The sequence below is a fragment of the Arthrobacter sp. efr-133-R2A-120 genome, assembly GCF_030209835.1.
Classification (GTDB): domain Bacteria; phylum Actinomycetota; class Actinomycetes; order Actinomycetales; family Micrococcaceae; genus Arthrobacter.
This window is the reverse complement of the sequence record NZ_JARVRF010000064.1, coordinates 46,328-63,523: the sequence shown is the minus strand read 5'-3', so window position 1 is coordinate 63,523 and position 17,196 is coordinate 46,328. Positions and strand designations below refer to the sequence as shown.

The 17,196-nt window shown below is 64.1% G+C and carries 15 protein-coding genes; 2 read left to right on the top strand and 13 right to left on the bottom strand.

Going from position 1 to position 17,196, the window contains the following annotated elements; all coding sequences use genetic code 11:
• Positions 1-117 precede the first annotated feature (117 nt).
• Positions 118-471, bottom strand: coding sequence for a cupin domain-containing protein (locus QRN52_RS22150; RefSeq protein ID WP_284755873.1), 354 nt, complete (start codon positions 469-471; stop codon positions 118-120).
• 256 nt (positions 472-727) lie between these two features.
• Here QRN52_RS22150 and QRN52_RS22145 point away from each other — a divergent pair, with 256 nt between their 5' ends.
• A complete protein-coding gene (locus tag QRN52_RS22145; RefSeq protein ID WP_284755872.1) occupies positions 728-2,905 on the top strand; it encodes an amylo-alpha-1,6-glucosidase in 2,178 nt (725 codons plus the stop codon).
• Here the strand turns inward: QRN52_RS22145 and QRN52_RS22140 are convergent.
• The 8 genes from QRN52_RS22140 to QRN52_RS22105 all read right to left on the bottom strand — a co-directional run bounded on the left by QRN52_RS22140 (position 2,902) and on the right by QRN52_RS22105 (position 11,308).
• Positions 2,902-4,143: an NAD(P)/FAD-dependent oxidoreductase gene (locus QRN52_RS22140; protein ID WP_284755871.1), complete on the bottom strand. Its 1,242-nt coding sequence runs from the start codon at positions 4,141-4,143 to the stop codon at positions 2,902-2,904. The two genes, QRN52_RS22145 and QRN52_RS22140, sit on opposite strands and share 4 nt — an antisense overlap.
• Before the next feature lie 26 nt (positions 4,144-4,169).
• A complete protein-coding gene (locus QRN52_RS22135; protein WP_284755870.1) occupies positions 4,170-4,892 on the bottom strand; it encodes a VIT1/CCC1 transporter family protein in 723 nt (240 codons plus the stop codon).
• A gap of 128 nt (positions 4,893-5,020) precedes the next feature.
• Entirely contained in the window at positions 5,021-6,073 is a 1,053-nt protein-coding gene (locus QRN52_RS22130) for an ABC transporter ATP-binding protein (RefSeq protein WP_284755868.1), read from the bottom strand.
• Positions 6,070-7,065, bottom strand: a complete 996-nt coding sequence (locus tag QRN52_RS22125; RefSeq protein WP_284755865.1) for an ABC transporter ATP-binding protein — start codon at positions 7,063-7,065, stop codon at positions 6,070-6,072. Before QRN52_RS22125 ends, QRN52_RS22130 begins: the two co-directional genes overlap by 4 nt.
• Positions 7,058-7,837, bottom strand: coding sequence for a GntR family transcriptional regulator (locus QRN52_RS22120; RefSeq protein WP_284755864.1), 780 nt, complete (start codon positions 7,835-7,837; stop codon positions 7,058-7,060). The genes QRN52_RS22125 and QRN52_RS22120 overlap by 8 nt, the downstream gene beginning before the upstream one ends.
• Before the next feature lie 43 nt (positions 7,838-7,880).
• Positions 7,881-8,819: an ABC transporter permease gene (locus QRN52_RS22115; protein WP_284755863.1), complete on the bottom strand. Its 939-nt coding sequence runs from the start codon at positions 8,817-8,819 to the stop codon at positions 7,881-7,883.
• On the bottom strand, positions 8,806-9,750 hold the full coding sequence (locus tag QRN52_RS22110; RefSeq protein WP_284755862.1) for an ABC transporter permease: 945 nt from the start codon (positions 9,748-9,750) through the stop codon (positions 8,806-8,808). The genes QRN52_RS22115 and QRN52_RS22110 overlap by 14 nt, the downstream gene beginning before the upstream one ends.
• Positions 9,751-9,766: 16 nt before the next feature.
• On the bottom strand, positions 9,767-11,308 hold the full coding sequence (locus QRN52_RS22105) for an ABC transporter substrate-binding protein (protein WP_284755860.1): 1,542 nt from the start codon (positions 11,306-11,308) through the stop codon (positions 9,767-9,769).
• A 553-nt stretch (positions 11,309-11,861) separates the two neighbouring features.
• Between QRN52_RS22105 and QRN52_RS22100 the strand changes: the two genes are divergently transcribed.
• Positions 11,862-12,017 (top strand): hypothetical protein, encoded by a 156-nt coding sequence (locus QRN52_RS22100; protein WP_284755859.1) that lies wholly within the window; start codon positions 11,862-11,864, stop codon positions 12,015-12,017.
• Between the two features lie 466 nt (positions 12,018-12,483).
• Here the strand turns inward: QRN52_RS22100 and QRN52_RS22095 are convergent, their stop codons facing one another.
• From QRN52_RS22095 to QRN52_RS22080, 4 genes are read right to left on the bottom strand one after another with little or no spacing between them, the layout of a single operon-like run.
• Positions 12,484-13,527 (bottom strand): NAD(P)-dependent alcohol dehydrogenase, encoded by a 1,044-nt coding sequence (locus tag QRN52_RS22095; protein WP_284755858.1) that lies wholly within the window; start codon positions 13,525-13,527, stop codon positions 12,484-12,486.
• Positions 13,528-13,554: 27 nt separating this feature from the next.
• Positions 13,555-14,535 carry a D-2-hydroxyacid dehydrogenase gene (locus QRN52_RS22090; RefSeq protein ID WP_284755857.1) on the bottom strand — a complete coding sequence of 327 codons (981 nt, stop codon included), beginning with the start codon at positions 14,533-14,535 and terminating at the stop codon, positions 13,555-13,557.
• Positions 14,532-15,650: a tartrate dehydrogenase gene (locus QRN52_RS22085; RefSeq protein WP_284755855.1), complete on the bottom strand. Its 1,119-nt coding sequence runs from the start codon at positions 15,648-15,650 to the stop codon at positions 14,532-14,534. The genes QRN52_RS22090 and QRN52_RS22085 overlap by 4 nt, the downstream gene beginning before the upstream one ends.
• Positions 15,647-17,194, bottom strand: coding sequence for an aldehyde dehydrogenase family protein (locus QRN52_RS22080; protein ID WP_284755853.1), 1,548 nt, complete (start codon positions 17,192-17,194; stop codon positions 15,647-15,649). The genes QRN52_RS22085 and QRN52_RS22080 overlap by 4 nt, the downstream gene beginning before the upstream one ends.
• Positions 17,195-17,196 lie beyond the last annotated feature (2 nt).

The following is a 17,196-nucleotide window of genomic DNA, read 5'->3' as shown; positions in this document are numbered from 1 at the left end:
ATGAAACCAAGTCATGTTGGCAAAGGATTTGATGGGATGGGGCGCCGCCCGCCGGCGCCCCCGGAACAGTTGCTCCTGTCCCGGGGGCGCTTTTCCGGTCGACCAGGCCGCGGCTACTTAGGCGGGAAGGTCAATCACAACCCACATCTTCCGGAGGGTCTCGTGGATCTCCCAGGTACCCCGCCACCCTGCAGGCGTGACGAACAGGGAACCCGGACCGACTTCGAAATTGCTTCCGTCTTCTTCCGTGATGGTCGCTGTGCCGCTCAGGATCTGGCAGATCTCGTCATAGCCCGGCCGGGTGCTCGCGAACGTTCCCGGAGTGACTTCCCAGATGCCCGTCTTCAGCCCTTCGCGGGCCCAAAGACGCAACGACACCTCCGTCTGCCCCGGGGTGCTGGACGTTGCCTTGGGGCTGTGCTCGCCCGGGTTCGTTGTGTTTGCATCGCTCATGATAGTGGCCTTGACCATTGTTACTCCTTCTGGGACTGCGCCCTTCGAAAGTGCCTACCGTCTTCGGAAGAGCACAAACTTAACCTTAGCAATTGTCAACAATCGACGATAGGGCTGAGATGGAAAATGTCCCGGTCAGGCGCGGCGCCTGCCCCGACCTCTCTGGCCCGCATCCGCGCGCAGGAGTAGCGTCGGTGTGAGGATGCAGGAGGGACGGTCAGCGCCAGGCGAAAGGCCGGGGCTGCCTGACACGGGGTTCTTGAAGGAGCCAACAATGGCTGGATGGAATGCTGACACGGCCGCCGGCCCGCTCGGCGCCGGGACGGTAACCCTCGTGGAAGGTACGTCGTTCTGCATCTCGTTGCCCAACGGGGACATCCATCCGGATTCACCGCACGGGGTGTTCGTCCAGGACACCCGCATCCTGTCGCGTTGGTACCTGACCATCAACGGCCAACAATTGGAGCCCCTGGCAGCCCAGACCAAGGAGCCTTACCGGGCCGTTTTTGCAGGCCGTGTTGTCCGGTCGGAAGGATATGGGGACAGTCCGCTCATCGTGGAGCGCATTCGTGAAGTCGGCGTTGGAATCCTGGAGCATGTCACGGTGCACAACCACTCCATGGAGCCAGCAGAATGCTCGATCTCGTTCAGCGTAGGTTCCGATTTCGCGGACGTGTTCGAGGTGAAGGAAGCCCGGATCCAGCGCCAATGGAGCGAATCACGCGAGCTGGGCGAACATGAACTCACCATCCGTGCAAGTTGGCAGGACATCCGCAAGGCCGTCGTCATCAAGTCCGAAGGTGCGGATGTCGCCCCGGATGCGCTGACGTATCGCACCACGATTCCGCCACGTGGCCAATGGAAAACGGTGCTCACCGTCGCGCCAGTGCATGACGGAATGGTGCCGGCGGCAACTGTGGTTCATCCCGCCGTCGGCGAACTCTCACGCAGCGACCGCCGCAGACAGGAATGGGTGGCCAAGATCCCCGTTCTCCATATGGGCAACCACTCCATCGAACGGACGCTGCGGCGAAGCTACGACGATCTTGGCGCCCTTCGCATCGAGGACCCCACCCACCCGGAGAGGATCGTCGTGGCAGCCGGTGCTCCATGGTTCATGACGCTGTTTGGCCGGGACTCGCTCTGGGCCTCGGAAATGGCCATGTCCGTTGATCCATCTTTGGCTCTTGGCACGCTGCAGACATTGGCGGACCGGCAGGGGGCGGTGGTCGACCCGGTGACAGAGGAGGAACCCGGCAAGATCCTGCATGAGGTGAGGCTGGACGTCTCCAGCAGCCTGGCCCTGGGAGGCAAGTCCATCTACTACGGCAGCATCGATGCGACACCGCTGTTCGTGACGGTCTTGGGCTCGGTCAGCCGTTGGGGCTTTGCCAAGGACACCATCGCCGCCCTGCTCCCCCACGCGGACAGGGCTTTGGATTGGATCCGGGACTACGGAGACAGGGACGGCGACGGCTTCGTCGAGTACGAGCGCCTCAACGACCGGGGTTTGATCAACCAGGGCTGGAAGGACTCCTGGGACGGGATCAACTTCGCCGACGGAACCCTCGCAGAACCGCCGATCGCGCTCTGCGAAGTTCAGGCTTACATCTATGACGCGTACATGGCACGAGCTTGGATTGCCTACGACGACGGAGACGCAGCTTTGGCGACCGAACTCGCCGATCGGGCTGCCCAGTTGAAGGCACGGTTCAATGAGCAGTTCTGGATGCCCGATCGTGGGTACTACGCCATAGCTTTGGACGGCAACAAACGGCAGGTGGATGCCTGCGCCTCGAACATGGGGCACTGCCTTTGGGTCGGCCTCGTAGACGAGGACAAAGCGCCGCTGGTCGCCGAACGGTTGATGTCCCCTGAGATGTTCAGCGGCTGGGGCGTGCGAACCCTGGCCAGCGACATGGGCGCCTACAATCCTGCCAGCTACCACAACGGCTCCGTCTGGCCGCACGATAACGCCGTCATTGCCGCCGGCCTGATGCGCTACGGATTCGTCGAAGAGGCTCAACGGATTGCGTCCGCCCTGTTTGAAGCCGCTGACTACTCGGAAGGCCGCCTTCCGGAGCTTTTTTGCGGATTCAGCCGGGACCAGTACAGCCAACCCGTGCCCTATCCGACCGCATGCTCGCCCCAGGCGTGGGCAGCGACTTCACCCATCCAACTAGTGACGAGCCTGATGAGATACGACACCCATGTTTCCCGCGGCGGGTTCTGGATGGACCCGAAGCTGCCGCCTTCCTACGGCGACCTGCATATCACCAACGCGCCTATGGCGGGCGGCCGGGTAACCATCGACATTGCAGATTCGGTTCCCACCGTGCAGGGACTTCCACCTGGGATGGTCTTTCATCGAGGGCATCGCCCATGGCTGGCCGAACTGGTGGCCCAGGCCGGCCTGCGGATTTCTGAAGGCGGGCTGCGCGACGGAGCCTAGCGGTGAACCTTGCCGACGGCGGCCGCGGTAAGCAGGCTGCTGAGCGGAATCCGGTCCCGGATGGCCTCGACAAGCGAGTCCTCCAGCTGCTCGACGCCAACTGCGACGGCCCCCCGGAGGCATTCCCGCTCGTCGGTGAACACCGTCAGCGGAACCGGGGTATCCCCGGGGATAGGGGTCTGGTGCAGGGCGGCGCCGGTCTCCCCCAGCATGGTCAGCTTTGTCCCGTAGATCTTGCTTGTGTAGACCGGCAGGTCCGAGAACGGCCCGGGCGCCTCGCCCAGGCCGAGGTCGTGGAGGACCGAGCGACCCGCGTGCCGGCCTTGGGCGAGAGCGCTGGCCCAGTTCTCGGTGCGTCGGGCTCGCGCAGTTGTCGCGACCCTGGCCACATCCCCCGCCGCGTAGACCCCTTCGGCCCCGAGCGCCCGCAGCGAAGGGTCGACGGCCACCCCGTCCTCCACGTCAAGCCCGCTGCCCTGGAGCCATTCGGTGTTCGGGAGGCTGCCCACCGCCAACAGGAGCAGGTCGCCCGTCAGTCGGTGTCCGTCATCCAGGCGGACCATGACCCCGTCCCCACCGACGCTGCAGCCGGTGACCGTGCGCCCCATGTGCGTGTGCACGTGCTCGTTGTGGCGGTCCAGGAGCCACGCGGCCGCATTGCGGCCGAGCCGGTCCGACATGGGTACCGGCTGCCTCGCGACCAGGTCCACTTCCGCTCCGGCGCCACTGAGCAGGCTAGCCGTTTCCCCTCCGGTCAGCCCTGCACCCAGGATGATCACGCGCCCAGAGCGCCGAAGGTGATTGCCGGCCCAGCCGAGCAGCGACCTCATGCGTGCTGCGTCCTCCGAGGTGCGCAGGGTCACCACTCGGTCCGGCATCGAACAGGCGCTCCGCGGCCAGGACCGCGCGCGCAAGCCGGTGGCTATCACGAGGGAGCGGTATCGAAGCACCTTGCCGCTGGCAAGCCCCACCTCCCGGCGCACGGGGTCCAATGCCGCAGCCTCGTCCGGCGAGAGCCATTCGACGTCGGGTGTCCGCGCCTCCGGCAGGGTCAACTCAAGGTGGGAGACTGCCGTGGACAACATCTTCGTGTTCACGGCCGTGCGGTTATACGGCAGGGCGTCCTCGCCGCGCACGACTGTGACTTCGCCGTCGTACCCTCCTTCCCGCAGCGTCGCGGCGCATGCCGCACCGGCTATCCCGGACCCAACCACGACGACCCGATCTTCCTGCTTCATGCGCGCTCCTCTTGATTGTTCGATGTTTAGGCAATACCCGTGGTGCCCAGGAGGCTTCCGATCGCGAACGTCGCGGCCAGTGCGAGGGCGCCTCCCACGACGACGCGGCTCGAGGCCCTGAGCCTGGAGCCGCCGCCGATCCACGCGCCGACCCATCCGGTAAGGAAGAGGGCGATGAGGACCGTCGCGAATGTCAGCGGGACACGGACCGCTGCGGGGGCCAGGAGGATCGAGAGTATCGGGAGGATCGAGCCAAGCAGGAACGAGACCGCCGACGCGATGGCGGCATGCCACGGACTCACGATCTCGTCAGGGTCGATTCCAAGTTCGATGTCGAGGTGTGCGCGCAGGGGATCCGTCTCCGTAAGCTCCATGGCGACCCTCGATGCTGTCTCCTGGGACAGCCCCTTCGACAGGTACATCCCCACGAGCTCAGCGAATTCCTCCTCCGGCTGCTCACGCAGCTCCCGGGTCTCCTTCTCGATGAGTTGCTTCTGGCTGTCGCTCTGACTGCTGACCGAGACGTACTCACCGAGGGCCATCGAAATGGCGCCGCCCACGACGGCGGCCATACCCGCAGCGAGGATGGGACCAGTCTCCGTTGTAAGGCCTGCGACGCCGACGACGACCGCGGCAACTGAGACGATGCCGTCATTGGCACCGAGTATGCCGGCCCGGAGCCAGTTCAGTTTTGCCGCAAGGCCTGTTCCCTGAGGCTCGTGATGCAAGATGACAGTTTCAATGCTCATGTTCTTAGTTCTCCGTTCTCGGATGAATATCGTGATGGTCGCGATCCGACTCTTCGCATTTGGCTATTGCCGTTCCTCTCGGGGGCCGGCTGTCGGGGATGGGGTCTAGCGGAAGGCGGGACGGTGAGTCACATCGTGGGCTCCTGGGTCTGGATCAGCAGTGCGCGCGACTCGGTCCATCGATGGCACCTGACCTCGTGGCCAGGGGCGACTTCGAGCAGCGCCGGCATCTCTGTGCGGCACTGCTCGGTGGCGAGCGGGCACCGGGAGTTGAACCGGCATCCTGCCGGTGGGTTGATCGGCGATGGAGGCTCCCCGGCCGCCACTAGCTGCTCCGGATGTTTCTCGTCGGTAGCCAGTGCCGCGGAGAGCAGTGCGATGGTGTAGGGGTGCAGCGATCCTTGGAACAGGTCCTCCCTGTCCGCCGTCTCCACGATCTGGCCGAGGTACATCACCGCGACGCGATCGCTGACGTACTGGACCACCCGCAAGTCGTGGGAGATCACGACCATCGTCAACCGGTGGTCCTTGCGCAGCCGAGCGAGGAGGTTGAGCACCTTGGCCTGGACGGACGCGTCCAGGGCCGACGTCGGCTCATCGCAGATCAGGAGCTTGGGGTTCGTGAGGAGCGCACGCGCGATGACAACGCGCTGGAGCTGGCCGCCGGAGCAACCGCCCGGGTACCGGTCCAGGTAAGAAGCATCGAGCCCGACCTCCGCGAGCGCCGCCACGACCCGCGCCCACCGGTCGGCCCTCGTGCCTATCCCGTGGGTACGCAGGACCGCAGCGAGGCCCACGCCTATGGTCATGCACGGATCCATCGCGGCGTGGGGATCCTGGAAGACCAGCTGCGCCTTGGCTCGAAGGCTTTTGAGAAGGGCCCTTCCCCCTCGGGAGACGTCCTGGCCATCGATGCTCACGGTTCCCGAGTCAGGTGGGAGCAATCGAAGAATCACCCGTGCCAGGGTGCTCTTGCCCGAACCCGATTCCCCGACCAGGCCAAGCACCTCGCCGGCGCGCACCCGCAGGCTGATCCCGTCGACCGAACGGACGGACTCGGGGCTGCCGACCAGTTTTTTCCGGGCGAGACGGAAGTGCTTGACCACGTTGTCCAGCGCCACCATGTCGACGGCGAGTGGCTGAGCCGTGTCCTTGACCGGTGCGGTGCGGAGCATGCTCATCTCGCCTTCCTCGTCTCGATCGTCGCCCAGCAACGTGAGCTGTGCTCGGCCCTGCCGCACCCTGCGAGCTCGGGCTCCTCGCTCTCGCACTTCTGCTCAAGGTGCTCGGCCGTGCAGACGAGGCACCGCGCTCGGAACCTGCATCCGTGCGATACCGCCCGGGCAGCGTTCGCGTCGCCCAGGATCGTGTACAAGGACCCGTCTGCCTCCGGCTTGAGCATCGCGCACTTGACGAGTGCCTTGGTGTACGGGTGCTGCGGGGAATGGAGGATCTCCCGGGTCGTACCCTCCTCGACGATGCGGCCGGCATACATCACCGCGATGCGGTCCGCGACGGAGGAGACGACTCCGAGGTCGTGGGAGACGAAGAGCGCCGACATGCCCAGCTTCGCCCGCTTCGCCGCGATGAGCTGCAGGATCTGGACCTCCACGGTGACGTCCAGCGCCGTCGTTGGCTCGTCGGCGATCAGGACGTCGGGCTGTCCCGCGAGGGCCATGGCGATCATGACGCGCTGCGCGATGCCGCCGGAAAGCTGGTGGGCGTACGAGTGCGCGCGCCGCTCCGGCTCGGCGATGCCGACGTCGGCGAGGAGCTCGATGACTCGGGCGTGCGCCTGCGACCGGCTCAGGCCAAGGCACAGGCGTAGCGGTTCGGCGACCTGGGCGCCCACGGTGGCGGTGGGGTCGAGCATCCGCTTGGGCTGCTGGAACAGCATGCTGATCCGGGCGCCCCGGATGTGGTTCATCTCGTGCTCGCTGGCGTGGAGCACGTCGATGTCCCCCAGACTGATGGCGTCGGCGCGCATGCGCGCCCCGGGTGGCAGCAAGCGCATCAATGACATCGCGGTCATGCTCTTCCCGGATCCGGATTCGCCCACGAGGGCCACGATCTCGCCCGGGCCTACCGTGAGCGAGACCCGGTCCAGGATCGGCGGCGAGCCGGGCGGGCCGAGCTCGACCGTGAGCCCGCTGATTGTAAGGGTGTCAGTCATTGCTTCCTCCTGGAGCTTTCGGTGCGCCCCCGGCAGCAGGCACACTCAATTCGGCGTCGGCGCCGAACGGGCTTTGCAGGGGTTCCGCGGCCTCCGCATAGTGTCTGTGCAGCGTGTTCAGGGCTGTTCCTAGGTGAGACTCGAGTTCCTCGACCAACCGGGTCCGGTCTCCTGCGACCAAGTAGTCAAAGATCCGCTGGTGCTCCTCGAGGTAGTCGGCCCGCCCCTCGAAGCTGCCGACGAGCATGTTCAGGCCGAGCCGGGACTCCCCCAAGAGCGACGCGTACATGCGCGACAGGCGGGGACTTCGGGCGGCGCCCACGATGAGTTCGTGGAAGCGCAGGTCGGCCGCGACCACGTCCCGCCATTCCTGTTGCCGGGTAGCGACTGCCATCTGGCCAAGCGAATGTTCCAGGGCCGCGATATCGGCGGCGGCCAGGCCCCGCTCGGTGATCCTCACCATCGATGCCCGCTCGATGGCCGCGCGGGAGAAGTAGATGTCGTCGAGGTCCTCGTAGGTCAGCTGCGGCACGAAGACGCCGCGGTGCGGCTCGCTTACCAGCAGCCCCTCCTGGACGAGTCGCTGGATTCCTTCCCGCACCGGCGCTCGGCTCGTCGCAAAGTACGCCGCGAGCTCCTGCTCGTTCAGCTGCATGCCCGGCGGGTAGGTCCCGTCGACGATCCGACGTCGCATTTGGGAGGCGACCACTGACGAGAGGGTCCGCTTGGGCACCTCGGATTTTCCATTTTGACCCCCGTAGCTCGCTGTCATCGTCGTTCCTGCCCTTCGCGTGTTTTTTGAAAGCGGGTTCATGTCAGCCTCGCCCCTGTCGCCCCGGTCGGACATTGATGCCCCTGCCCGTCAGCGTCACTGCGAGAGCAGTGAGGAAAATCGCAAGGCCAGGGTAGATGACCAGCCCCGCGGCGCGTGACATGTAGGGCAGCCCATCGGCCAGCATCGAGCCCCAGTCGGAGTCCGGCGGCGCGACGCCAAGACCGAGGAAGGACAGCGCACCCACCGTGATGAGCGTGTGCCCGAAGCGCACCGAGGCATGGGCCAGGAGAGGGCTGAACGCGTTCGGGAGGAGATGGCGCAGGATGATGAAGGTCCGCGAAAAGCCTAGGCTCTCGGCCGCCTCAATGAAGTCGCGCGAGTTGATCTCCAGCGTCAGGGCGCGTGCCAGGCGGGCGAACGGGGTCCACCCGGCGACGGCCAGCGCCAGGATCAGCGTGCCGTACCCGGCGCCGAGGATCGACACCAGGAACATCGCGACGATCATCTCGGGGAAGGCCAGCAGGACGTCCGAAACGCGCATGACAAATTCGTCGAGCACTCCCTTGCTCCGGGCGCACACGATTCCCAAGAGGGTGCCGAACACGGCGGAGATGGTCAGGGTGATGGCCGCTATGGTGACTGAGAACCGGCCGCCCCACATGAGCCGGCTCATGACATCGCGCCCGAGCTGGTCAGTGCCGAGCCAGTGGGCGCCGCTGGGCGGCGCCAGCCTATTGGACAGGTCCTGGAGTGCGGGGTCGAACGGGGCGCTCCACGGCGTGGCGAGGAGCACGAGGACCACGGCCAGGACGCCGAACAGGCCCACGCGCAGGCTCCACGGCCAGGCCCGAAGGCGCCGCAAGCCGCGGATGCGCGGGGCGCCAGGCGATGGCGCGGGGTCAAGAACGCCATCCAGTGCCCCGGATGCAGTGTTATCAACTGCAGGGTTATCAACTGCAGGGTTATCAACGCGAGACATTCGAGGACCTCACAGTCGGGTTAATGAGCGCGTAGAGCAGATCGGTCAGCGTGGTGATCAGGACCGTGAGTGCGACGATGCAGACGATTCCAGCCTGGATGACCGGGACGTCGCCGTCGGTCACGGCCTGGTACAGGAGCCTCCCCATTCCGGGGACCGCGAAGATGACCTCGATGACGACCGAGCCGCCCAGCAGTCCGGCAAGCCAGATGGAGAACAGCGTCACCACTGGCAGGAGGCCGTTGCGCAGCCCGTGCCTGAGCATCGCTTGGGCGAAGCTCAGTCCCCGGCTACGCGCGGCTGTGAGGTGGGGTGACTCCAGGACGTCCACCATCGATGCCCGGGTCACCTGGGTGAAGTAGCTCAGCGGGCGGAGCGAGAGGGTCACAGCGGGGAGGATCATCGACGCCGGTCCGGTCCATCCGGCGGAGGGCAGGATCCCGAGCTTGAGGGCGAACACCAGGACAAGCATCGGGGCCACCCAGTACTCGGGGAGCGCGACGAAGCCCTGGGTGACCGTCGTGATGGCGATGTCGGAGGCCTTTCCGCGCCTGATCGCGGCCAGTGACCCGAGGGGAAGGGCCGCCACCAAGGCGATGAACAGTGCCGCGACGGCCAGGGAGGTCGTCACCGCAAGGGCGCTGCCCACCAGGTCGGAGACCTGGGTGCGGCTCGTGTACGACAGACCCAAGTCGCCATGGAGGGCATTCTGCCCCCAGTTCCAGTACTGCTCGATCACGGGCTTGTCGAGGCCATAGCGGACTCGGGCGGCCTCCACCGCCGAGGGGTCCAGGTTCAGCTCCCCCGTCCGGGCCTGGAGGATCTTCCGGGCCGGGTCCCCGGGGGTCAAGTAGGGGATCAGGAACACGAGGAACGACACCGAGGCCAGCGTGCAGAGGAGGACGACGAAGCGTCTCAGCAAGAAGATCACCTTGCTCTCCTTTCGTTCAGCCGCCGACTGTGAGCGTCGGGGTGATGGCGTCCCTGGCCAACGGGTCAATGTGGAAGTTCTTCACATTGGCGCGCGCCACAGCGGTGCTCTGCTCGTGCACGAGGAAGACCGTGACCGCGTCGTCCTGAAGCTTCTGGGCGATCTGGGCGTAGATGGCGTCCCGGTCCTGTACCTCTGGTTTGCTGCCGGCGTCGGCGATGAGCTTGTCCAGCTCCGGGCTGCAGTAGTGGCTGATGTTGAAGGAGCCCTTGCAGGTGTAATCGGATGAGAGGAACCCGAGCGGGTCGGGGATGTCGATGAGGTGGTTCCGCGACAGCAGCGCCATGTCGTACTTCCCCGAGAGGAGGCTGGGCTCAATGGCAGCGTAGTCGGCGATCCGCACCTTTACGGTCACGCCGATCTTGGCCAGGTCGGACTGGATCACCGTCGCGAGGTCGGGGAACTCGGGGTGCTCGGTATAGCCGAGAAGTTCGAGGCTGAGCTTGCCGGGGTCGACCCCGGCGGACTTCAGCAGGGCCTTGGCCTGGTCCAGGTTCTGCTTCGCCGCTCGGTCCTTGGGCGACCACGGCTCGTTCGGAGCGAAGGGACCGATTGCGGGCTGTGCGGTGCCGTCGTACACCTGGGAGGCGATTGCCGAGGTGTCGATGGCGAGCTGGATGGCGCGGCGGACGTCTGGGTTATTGAATGGCGCCTTGGATGTGTTGAGATACAGCCCGTTGGTTTTGGGGGCGCCTGTCTGGGTCACGACGACGTTCTTGTCGCCTTTGAGGTCCGCCAGGCTCGAGGCCGGAATGCCCAGGGCGATGTCGGCCTCGCCGGTCCTCACCTGGGTAGCCCGCGTCGCTCCGTCCGGCACGAACTTTGCCTCAACGCTGCCCAGGGCTGGCTTCGCGCCCCAATATTGGTCGTTGCGGACGAGCTTCATCGACTGCCCCTGGGTGTAGGCCGTCGCCTTGAACGGGCCGGTGCAGGCGCCGATCGGGTCGACGCGGTTGGCCTTGAATGCCTCCGGTGCAAGAATGCCGGTGTTCACGCTGGCCAGATTGAACGGGATCAGGGCGTTGGGTTTCGGCGAAGTCACGCGCACGGTGCTGGAGTCGAGTGCTTTGACGTCGCTGACGACGCTGGGCTTGAATGACCGGGCAGGGGTCTCGACGTGGAGTGCACGCGAGAGCGCGCCCGCGACGTTCGCCGCCGTCAGTTTCGTGCCGTTCTGGAAGGTGACGCCGTCCCTGATAGTGAAGTCCCACGTCGTCGGCGTCGTCTGTTTCCACGCCGTGGCGAGTGAGGGCTGCAGCTTGCCGGTGCCCTCGTCGTAGCGCACGAGGGTCTCAAGGCAGCCGATCTGGCTGAGGATGAAGGCGTCGTCGGTCTCCAGGGCGAAGTTCGCCCTTGGTGTGAACTGCATGTCGATGATGGCGTTCCCGCTTCCGGTGGCGGCGCCGTTGCCGCTTCCACCGGAGAACGAGCATGCGCTGATGGTGAGCGCAAGGGTGGCGCCTGATGCGCCGAGGAGGACTGCTTTGCTTCTTCGCATGATGCAAACTGCCTTTAGTCAGGGGATGCGGTGGAGTTGGTCCAAGAAGTGATGCGAAACACACATTGAAGTGGTGCGGAACACATTTCCATCGAAATAGTCGATTGTCAACGATTTTTTGCTCTTGGATTGTCGACAACCCCGAGGCGGGCAACTTCCCCGCTCGCCCCATCCCGCTACTAGGCGGCACTGGCATCCTTCGGGGAGATCCCGAACTCCCTCTACAATTAGCGGAAATCGAAGCCTCGACCTAGTTCTTGCCCCGCCTGGACGTTGTCGCGAAGAGCGTCGGCAACGCTTGTCGACAATGCCCCGCCTCCGTCGAAACTGCCGGCTCCACAGGTCTAGCAATTGTCAACAATCGACGATAGACTGCTAAAGTTCCTTATCTCGCGCCGGACCAGAAAGGCAGATAAAGATGCGACAAAGCGGTCGTGCGTCCAGTCAGGTGTCTCTGTGGACATCCCTCCAGCGCGGAGACATCGTCACGCTTCTCCGGCGCGGTATGCAGTGCCACAGGGGCACTATTGACGAACGAACCGAAGATGGCCGAATGATCTGGGTGACCGATGCCATCGGTGACCGTCGACTCTTCCACATAGAGGACGACTACGAGTTGCTCATCATGGCGTTGTCCACACCTGCCCAGGAGGCTGTGGCCGCAGCGGGACATGACGGCCATCCCGGATCCTTCAACTGGGAGGTCTGATGGGCAGCCTCGTCATGCTTATTGCAGCGGGGTTCCTGACTAGCACAATTACCCTCTTACACAACCGGCCGTCCAGTTGGAGCACAAGGCGTAGGAGGATGTTTGGAACCAACTCCTTGTCACAGGCCTGCGTCGGAATCGTTGCCCTGGGTGCCGTTCTCCTGTCTGTCCATGCGCAACTGGGAGCGTTCCGATGACCAACGCGAGATCCATCGTGTCAGCACCATCCGTTGAGCCAGCAAGCCTTCCGTGGGCGGCCCGCGCCAAAAGCCTTGTCGGCTCCATCATCGATTCAAGTACGTCACTGCTGCAGGAGCAGACCCACGATATTGTCAGCTTCGCCATGCGGCGTTTTCCGTGGCAGGACAGTTTGGCAACGCATTGCGTCTATGCTTTGCCTCGCAAACCCCTGAGCGGACGGAACTCGGCGTTACCCGACTCGCCAAAACACTCGAAATGCGGAAGATCAGAACGTCGCGGCGTCAATGACAAAGCGGTACCGCACCGCACTGTCAATGACTCGGTCAAAAGCCTCGGCTATTTTGCCGGCCGGAATCACCTCCACCTCGGCGCCGAGCCCATGGGCGGCGCAGAAGTCCAGCATTTCCTGCGTCTGCCTGATGCCGCCCATCTTTGAACCGGCCAGATTGCGTCTGAAACTGGCCAGTGACCAGGCCCGTTGTGTTAGTGGTTTCGAGGGCAGCCCCACGATGACCAGGGTGCCGTCCAAGGCGAGCAAGGAAAGGTACTGATCGATGTCGATGTCCGCGGAGACGGTATTGATGATTAGATCGAAATAGCCTTGGTGGCGCGCGAAAGTGGCGGGATCCGACGTCGCGTGGCAGGCCGCCGCCCCGAAACGGAGCGCGTCCTCCTGCTTCCTGAGCGATTGGCTGAGCACCGTCACCTGCGCCCCGAGCGCTGTTGCGATCTTGACGCCCATGTGGCCGAGCCCGCCCATGCCGACAATGGCCACCCGCGTTCCCGGGCCTGCACCCCAATTGCGGAGGGGCGAGTACATGGTTATCCCGGCGCATAGAAGTGGTGCGGCTGTTTCGAGTGAAATGCCCTCGGGAATCCGCAGAACGTAATTCTCGTCCACAACAATGCTGTTGCTGTAGCCGCCTGCGGTGGGCCGGCCGTCCCGGCCCACCGAGTTGTAGGTACTCGTCGATCCCGACAGGCAGTGCTGCTCCTCGCCTGCGAGGCAGTTGACGCAGTTCCTGCATGAATCCACGAAACAGCCCACACCTACCCGGTCGCCCACGGCATGGCGCGTCACTTTGGCTCCGACAGCTTCAACAATTCCCGAGATCTCGTGTCCTACAACGATCGGGAAGTTGACGCTTGCCCAGTCGCCTCGCGCAGTGTGGATGTCGGAATGACAGATGCCGCTGAACTTGATGGCAATTTTGATGTCGAACTCACCTGGATCGCGGCGTTCAATGATGCCGGGCTGCAGTGCGGACGTAGCCGAATTGGCGATATACGCGTTGGCAATAGTGGGCATGTTGCGGCTCCTTAGACGCCTTCTGGATCAGGAAACAGGGACAAATCCGAGGGTCTTGTCCACCACGTTCAACAACGGTTCGCTTTTGACGAACCGTCCCAGATTCTCCAAGAACAGCTTGCTGAGGTCATCGAGATAGTTTTCAGCGTCACCGCTCATGTGAGGGGTGATGATGACGTTCTCCATGCTCCAAAGCGCGTGTCCCCCAGGTAACGGCTCCGGGTGCACGACGTCGAGGGCGGCACCGGCGATCGAGCCCGATGCCAGTGCTTCAGTCAGGGCGCCGGTGTGAACAAGTTCGGCGCGGCCCACATTTATGAGGTGCGCCGACGTTTTCATGGACGCAAGCACGTCGACGTTCATCAGTCCCCTGGTCTCCGCGGTCAGCGGAGCGGCGAGCACAACATAGTCGTAGTCATGGACGATGCCGGGCAGGTCTTGGGAAGAGTAGATCCAGTCGAAATCATCGTCCCCGGGACGACTTGCGCGTCCGGCACCGCTGACCTCCATGCCCACGGCACGGAACAGGCGCGCGATTTCACGTCCGATCGATCCGATGCCCACCACCAGCGCATTTTTGCCATGGATCTTTTGCGTGGTTCTGTGCTGCCAGCGTTGTTGCTGCTGGAGCCGGAACGAACCCTGCGCATCCTTGGCCAAATCCAAAACGAACCCGAGCGCAAATTCGGCAATGGCCCTGCTGAGCACACCCCGGGAGTTCGTGTAGACAACGCCGCTTTGGACCAACTCCTCGAAAAGCAGCTGGCTGACGCCTGCCGCCGAGGCATGAACCCACTTCAGCGACGAGGCTGCGGCCCAGTTCTCCTTCAAGGCAGGTGAGAACGAGTGCCACTGGTACAACACGTCCGCGCCGTCCAACGCCTTAGCAAGCCCATCGGCCTTGCTAAGGCGGACATCCGCCAGCTCCTCGATCTCCTGTAGCCGGGGCGGCAAAGCCTCCCGGTACAGGACCGCGACGACGGGCCGCTTGCGTTCCGTAGCTGTCATGACGACGCCGTTGCTGCCGGCGGCGTGTTTCCCGTCGTGGCGTCCACCGCCCCAACGGCGTCGATGACGTCAATGGCGGCCAGGACGGCGGCGGTGAATTCGGAGGTCGAGGACGGTCCTCCGACATCGCGGGTACCCAGGCCGTCCCGTAGGACGGACTCGAAGGCCAATTGGAGGTGCTCGGCAGCTTCCGGGTACCCGAGGTGTTGGAGCATCATTGCTCCGGACCACATCTGGCCTACCGGATTGGCCAGGCCTTTGCCTGCAATGTCCGGCGCTGATCCGTGGACAGGTTCGAAGAGGGACGGGAAGTCACCTTCGGGATTGAGGTTGGCACTCGGGGCTACACCGATGGAGCCGGTGACGGAACTGCCAAGGTCCGAGAGAATGTCGCCAAGCAGGTTGGAGGCAACAATGACATCGAAGGTCCAGGGTTTCAGGACCAGATGCGCGGACAACGCGTCGACAAGTTCACTGGTGAGCGTCACGTCGGGGTAGAGGCGGGTTGTCTCTTCCACCACTTCGTCCCAGAACGGCATGGTGTGGATGATGCCGTTGCTCTTGGTTGCCGAGGTCAGTCGGCCCTTCCGGGAGGATGCGAGCGATGCGGCGTAGTGCGCTGCCCGCGACACTCCCAGCCGGGTGAAAATGGTTTCCTGGACCGCGGTTTCATGCGGCAGCCCGCGATAGGCGCGGCCGCCGACCTCCGAGTACTCCCCCTCGTTGTTTTCACGCACGATGAGGATATCGATCGGTTCCTTGGACGCGAGGGGCGACTTCACGCCGTCGAGCGTTTTCACTGGACGGAGGTTGATGTATTGCTGGAATTCGCGGCGGATGGGGATCAACAGCCCCCAGAGGGATTCAGCGTCCGGGACGGACGGCGAGCCCACAGCGCCCAGGAAGATCGCTTCGTGCGCTGACAGCTGTTCGAGCCCGTCAAGCGGCATCATGCGCCCGTGCTCGGCGTAGTAGTCCGATCCCCAGTCGAAATAGGTGAACTCAAGGTGCAACGAGTGGAGTCCGGCGATGCGTTCAAGGCATTCGATGGCCGCCGGGACAACTTCCTTGCCGATGCCGTCGCCCGCGATCACCGCGATTTTGTGGGTGGTCATGATGCATTCCGTTCTGCGGTCGTCAACTGCTGCCACCCGGTGGCCGGCTCGGCCAGTTTGATGATGGTGCTTTTGGGTTCGGTCATTTCACGGACGGCGTGCTTGACGCCTTCACGCCCAACACCGGATTTCTTGAACCCGCCGAAGGGCATGGAATCGATCCGGACGTCGCTGGTCTCATTGATCACCACTGCCCCCACATCCAGCTTCTCGGCAATCGCCAAAGCCAGATCGATGGATTCCGTGAAAACTCCAGCCTGGAGCCCGTACTCGGAATCGTTGGCCGCGCGGATGGCGTCGGAGGCTTGGATAAACGGCATGATGCTGACCACCGGGCCGAACACTTCCTCGCGGATGACCCGGCAGTCCGCCGGCACGTCGGTGAGAACAGTTGGCTCGTAGAAGGCGTTGCTGCGCTGCCCGCCCACCTGGACGGTGGCGCCCGCAGCCTTGGCCTCGTCCACCCATTCCTCCACCCGGCGTGCCTCCGTTTCGGTGATGAGGGGGCCGATGTCCGTGCTGCGATCGAACTTCGCCCCGAAGCGGAGCGCCTTGGTCCCGGTGATCACGTGTTCGAGGACCTCGTCGAACAGCGAAATGTGGACGTAGACGCGCTGGACCGAAAGGCAATTCTGGCCGGCCACTCCGAACGCGCCGGCAACGATTGCCTCAGCGGCTTTCGCTGGTTCAGCGTCGGCGCAGACGATCGTGGCGTTGTTGCCGCCCAGTTCCGAGAGGATCTTCTTGGCACCTGCGGCGGCAGCGATGCGGTCCGCCGTCTTCGGGCCGCCGGTGAAGGAAATGAGGTCTACCTGCGGGTCCGTCACGATCGCCTCGGAGACTCCGGGTCCGGCGACAATCGCAGCGATGCGTCCGGCAGGGACACCGGCTTCCAGCAGCAGCTGGACGAAGGCCAGCCCGGTCAACGGCGTTCGGCCTGAGGGCTTGAGCACGACGCCGTTGCCTCCGATGAGCGCCGGCCCCAGCTTGTGTGCCACGAGATTGAGCGGATCGTTAAAGGGCGTGATGGCGGCGACGATTCCCACCGGTTTGCGGTTGTACCATCCGATCTTGTTTGCTCCGGCCATGCTGTCCTCAAAAGCGAGGGTTTCTCCATTGAGTTCGCTGGACGCAGCAGCGGAGAGCCGCAACGTTTCGGTGCAGCGGCGCACCTCACGTTCGGCCTCGTTGATGGTCTTGCTGCTCTCTGCGGCAATGAGCTCCGCGAAGCGAACGGACTGCTCCGCCAGAAGCACGGCCGCACGTTCCAAAGCCTCGCGGCGGGCCCGGAGGGGCCATTCACTGTCCTGCAGGTGCCGATGAATGTAGGCTACGGCCCGCCGCACATCCTGTGGGGTCGAGGAACACACATTTCCCAAGAGGACACCGTCTTCGGGATCCCGGACCTCCAGGATCATCTCGGCTCTCTCCCAACGGCCTTCCAGGAATGCACCACCCGGTAGCGCGGCTATGCTTGCCCGCCTGTAGGCCGTTTCTTCTGCTGTTTTTGGGCGCGCTTCAGCGACGGTTGTTGACGAACTCATAG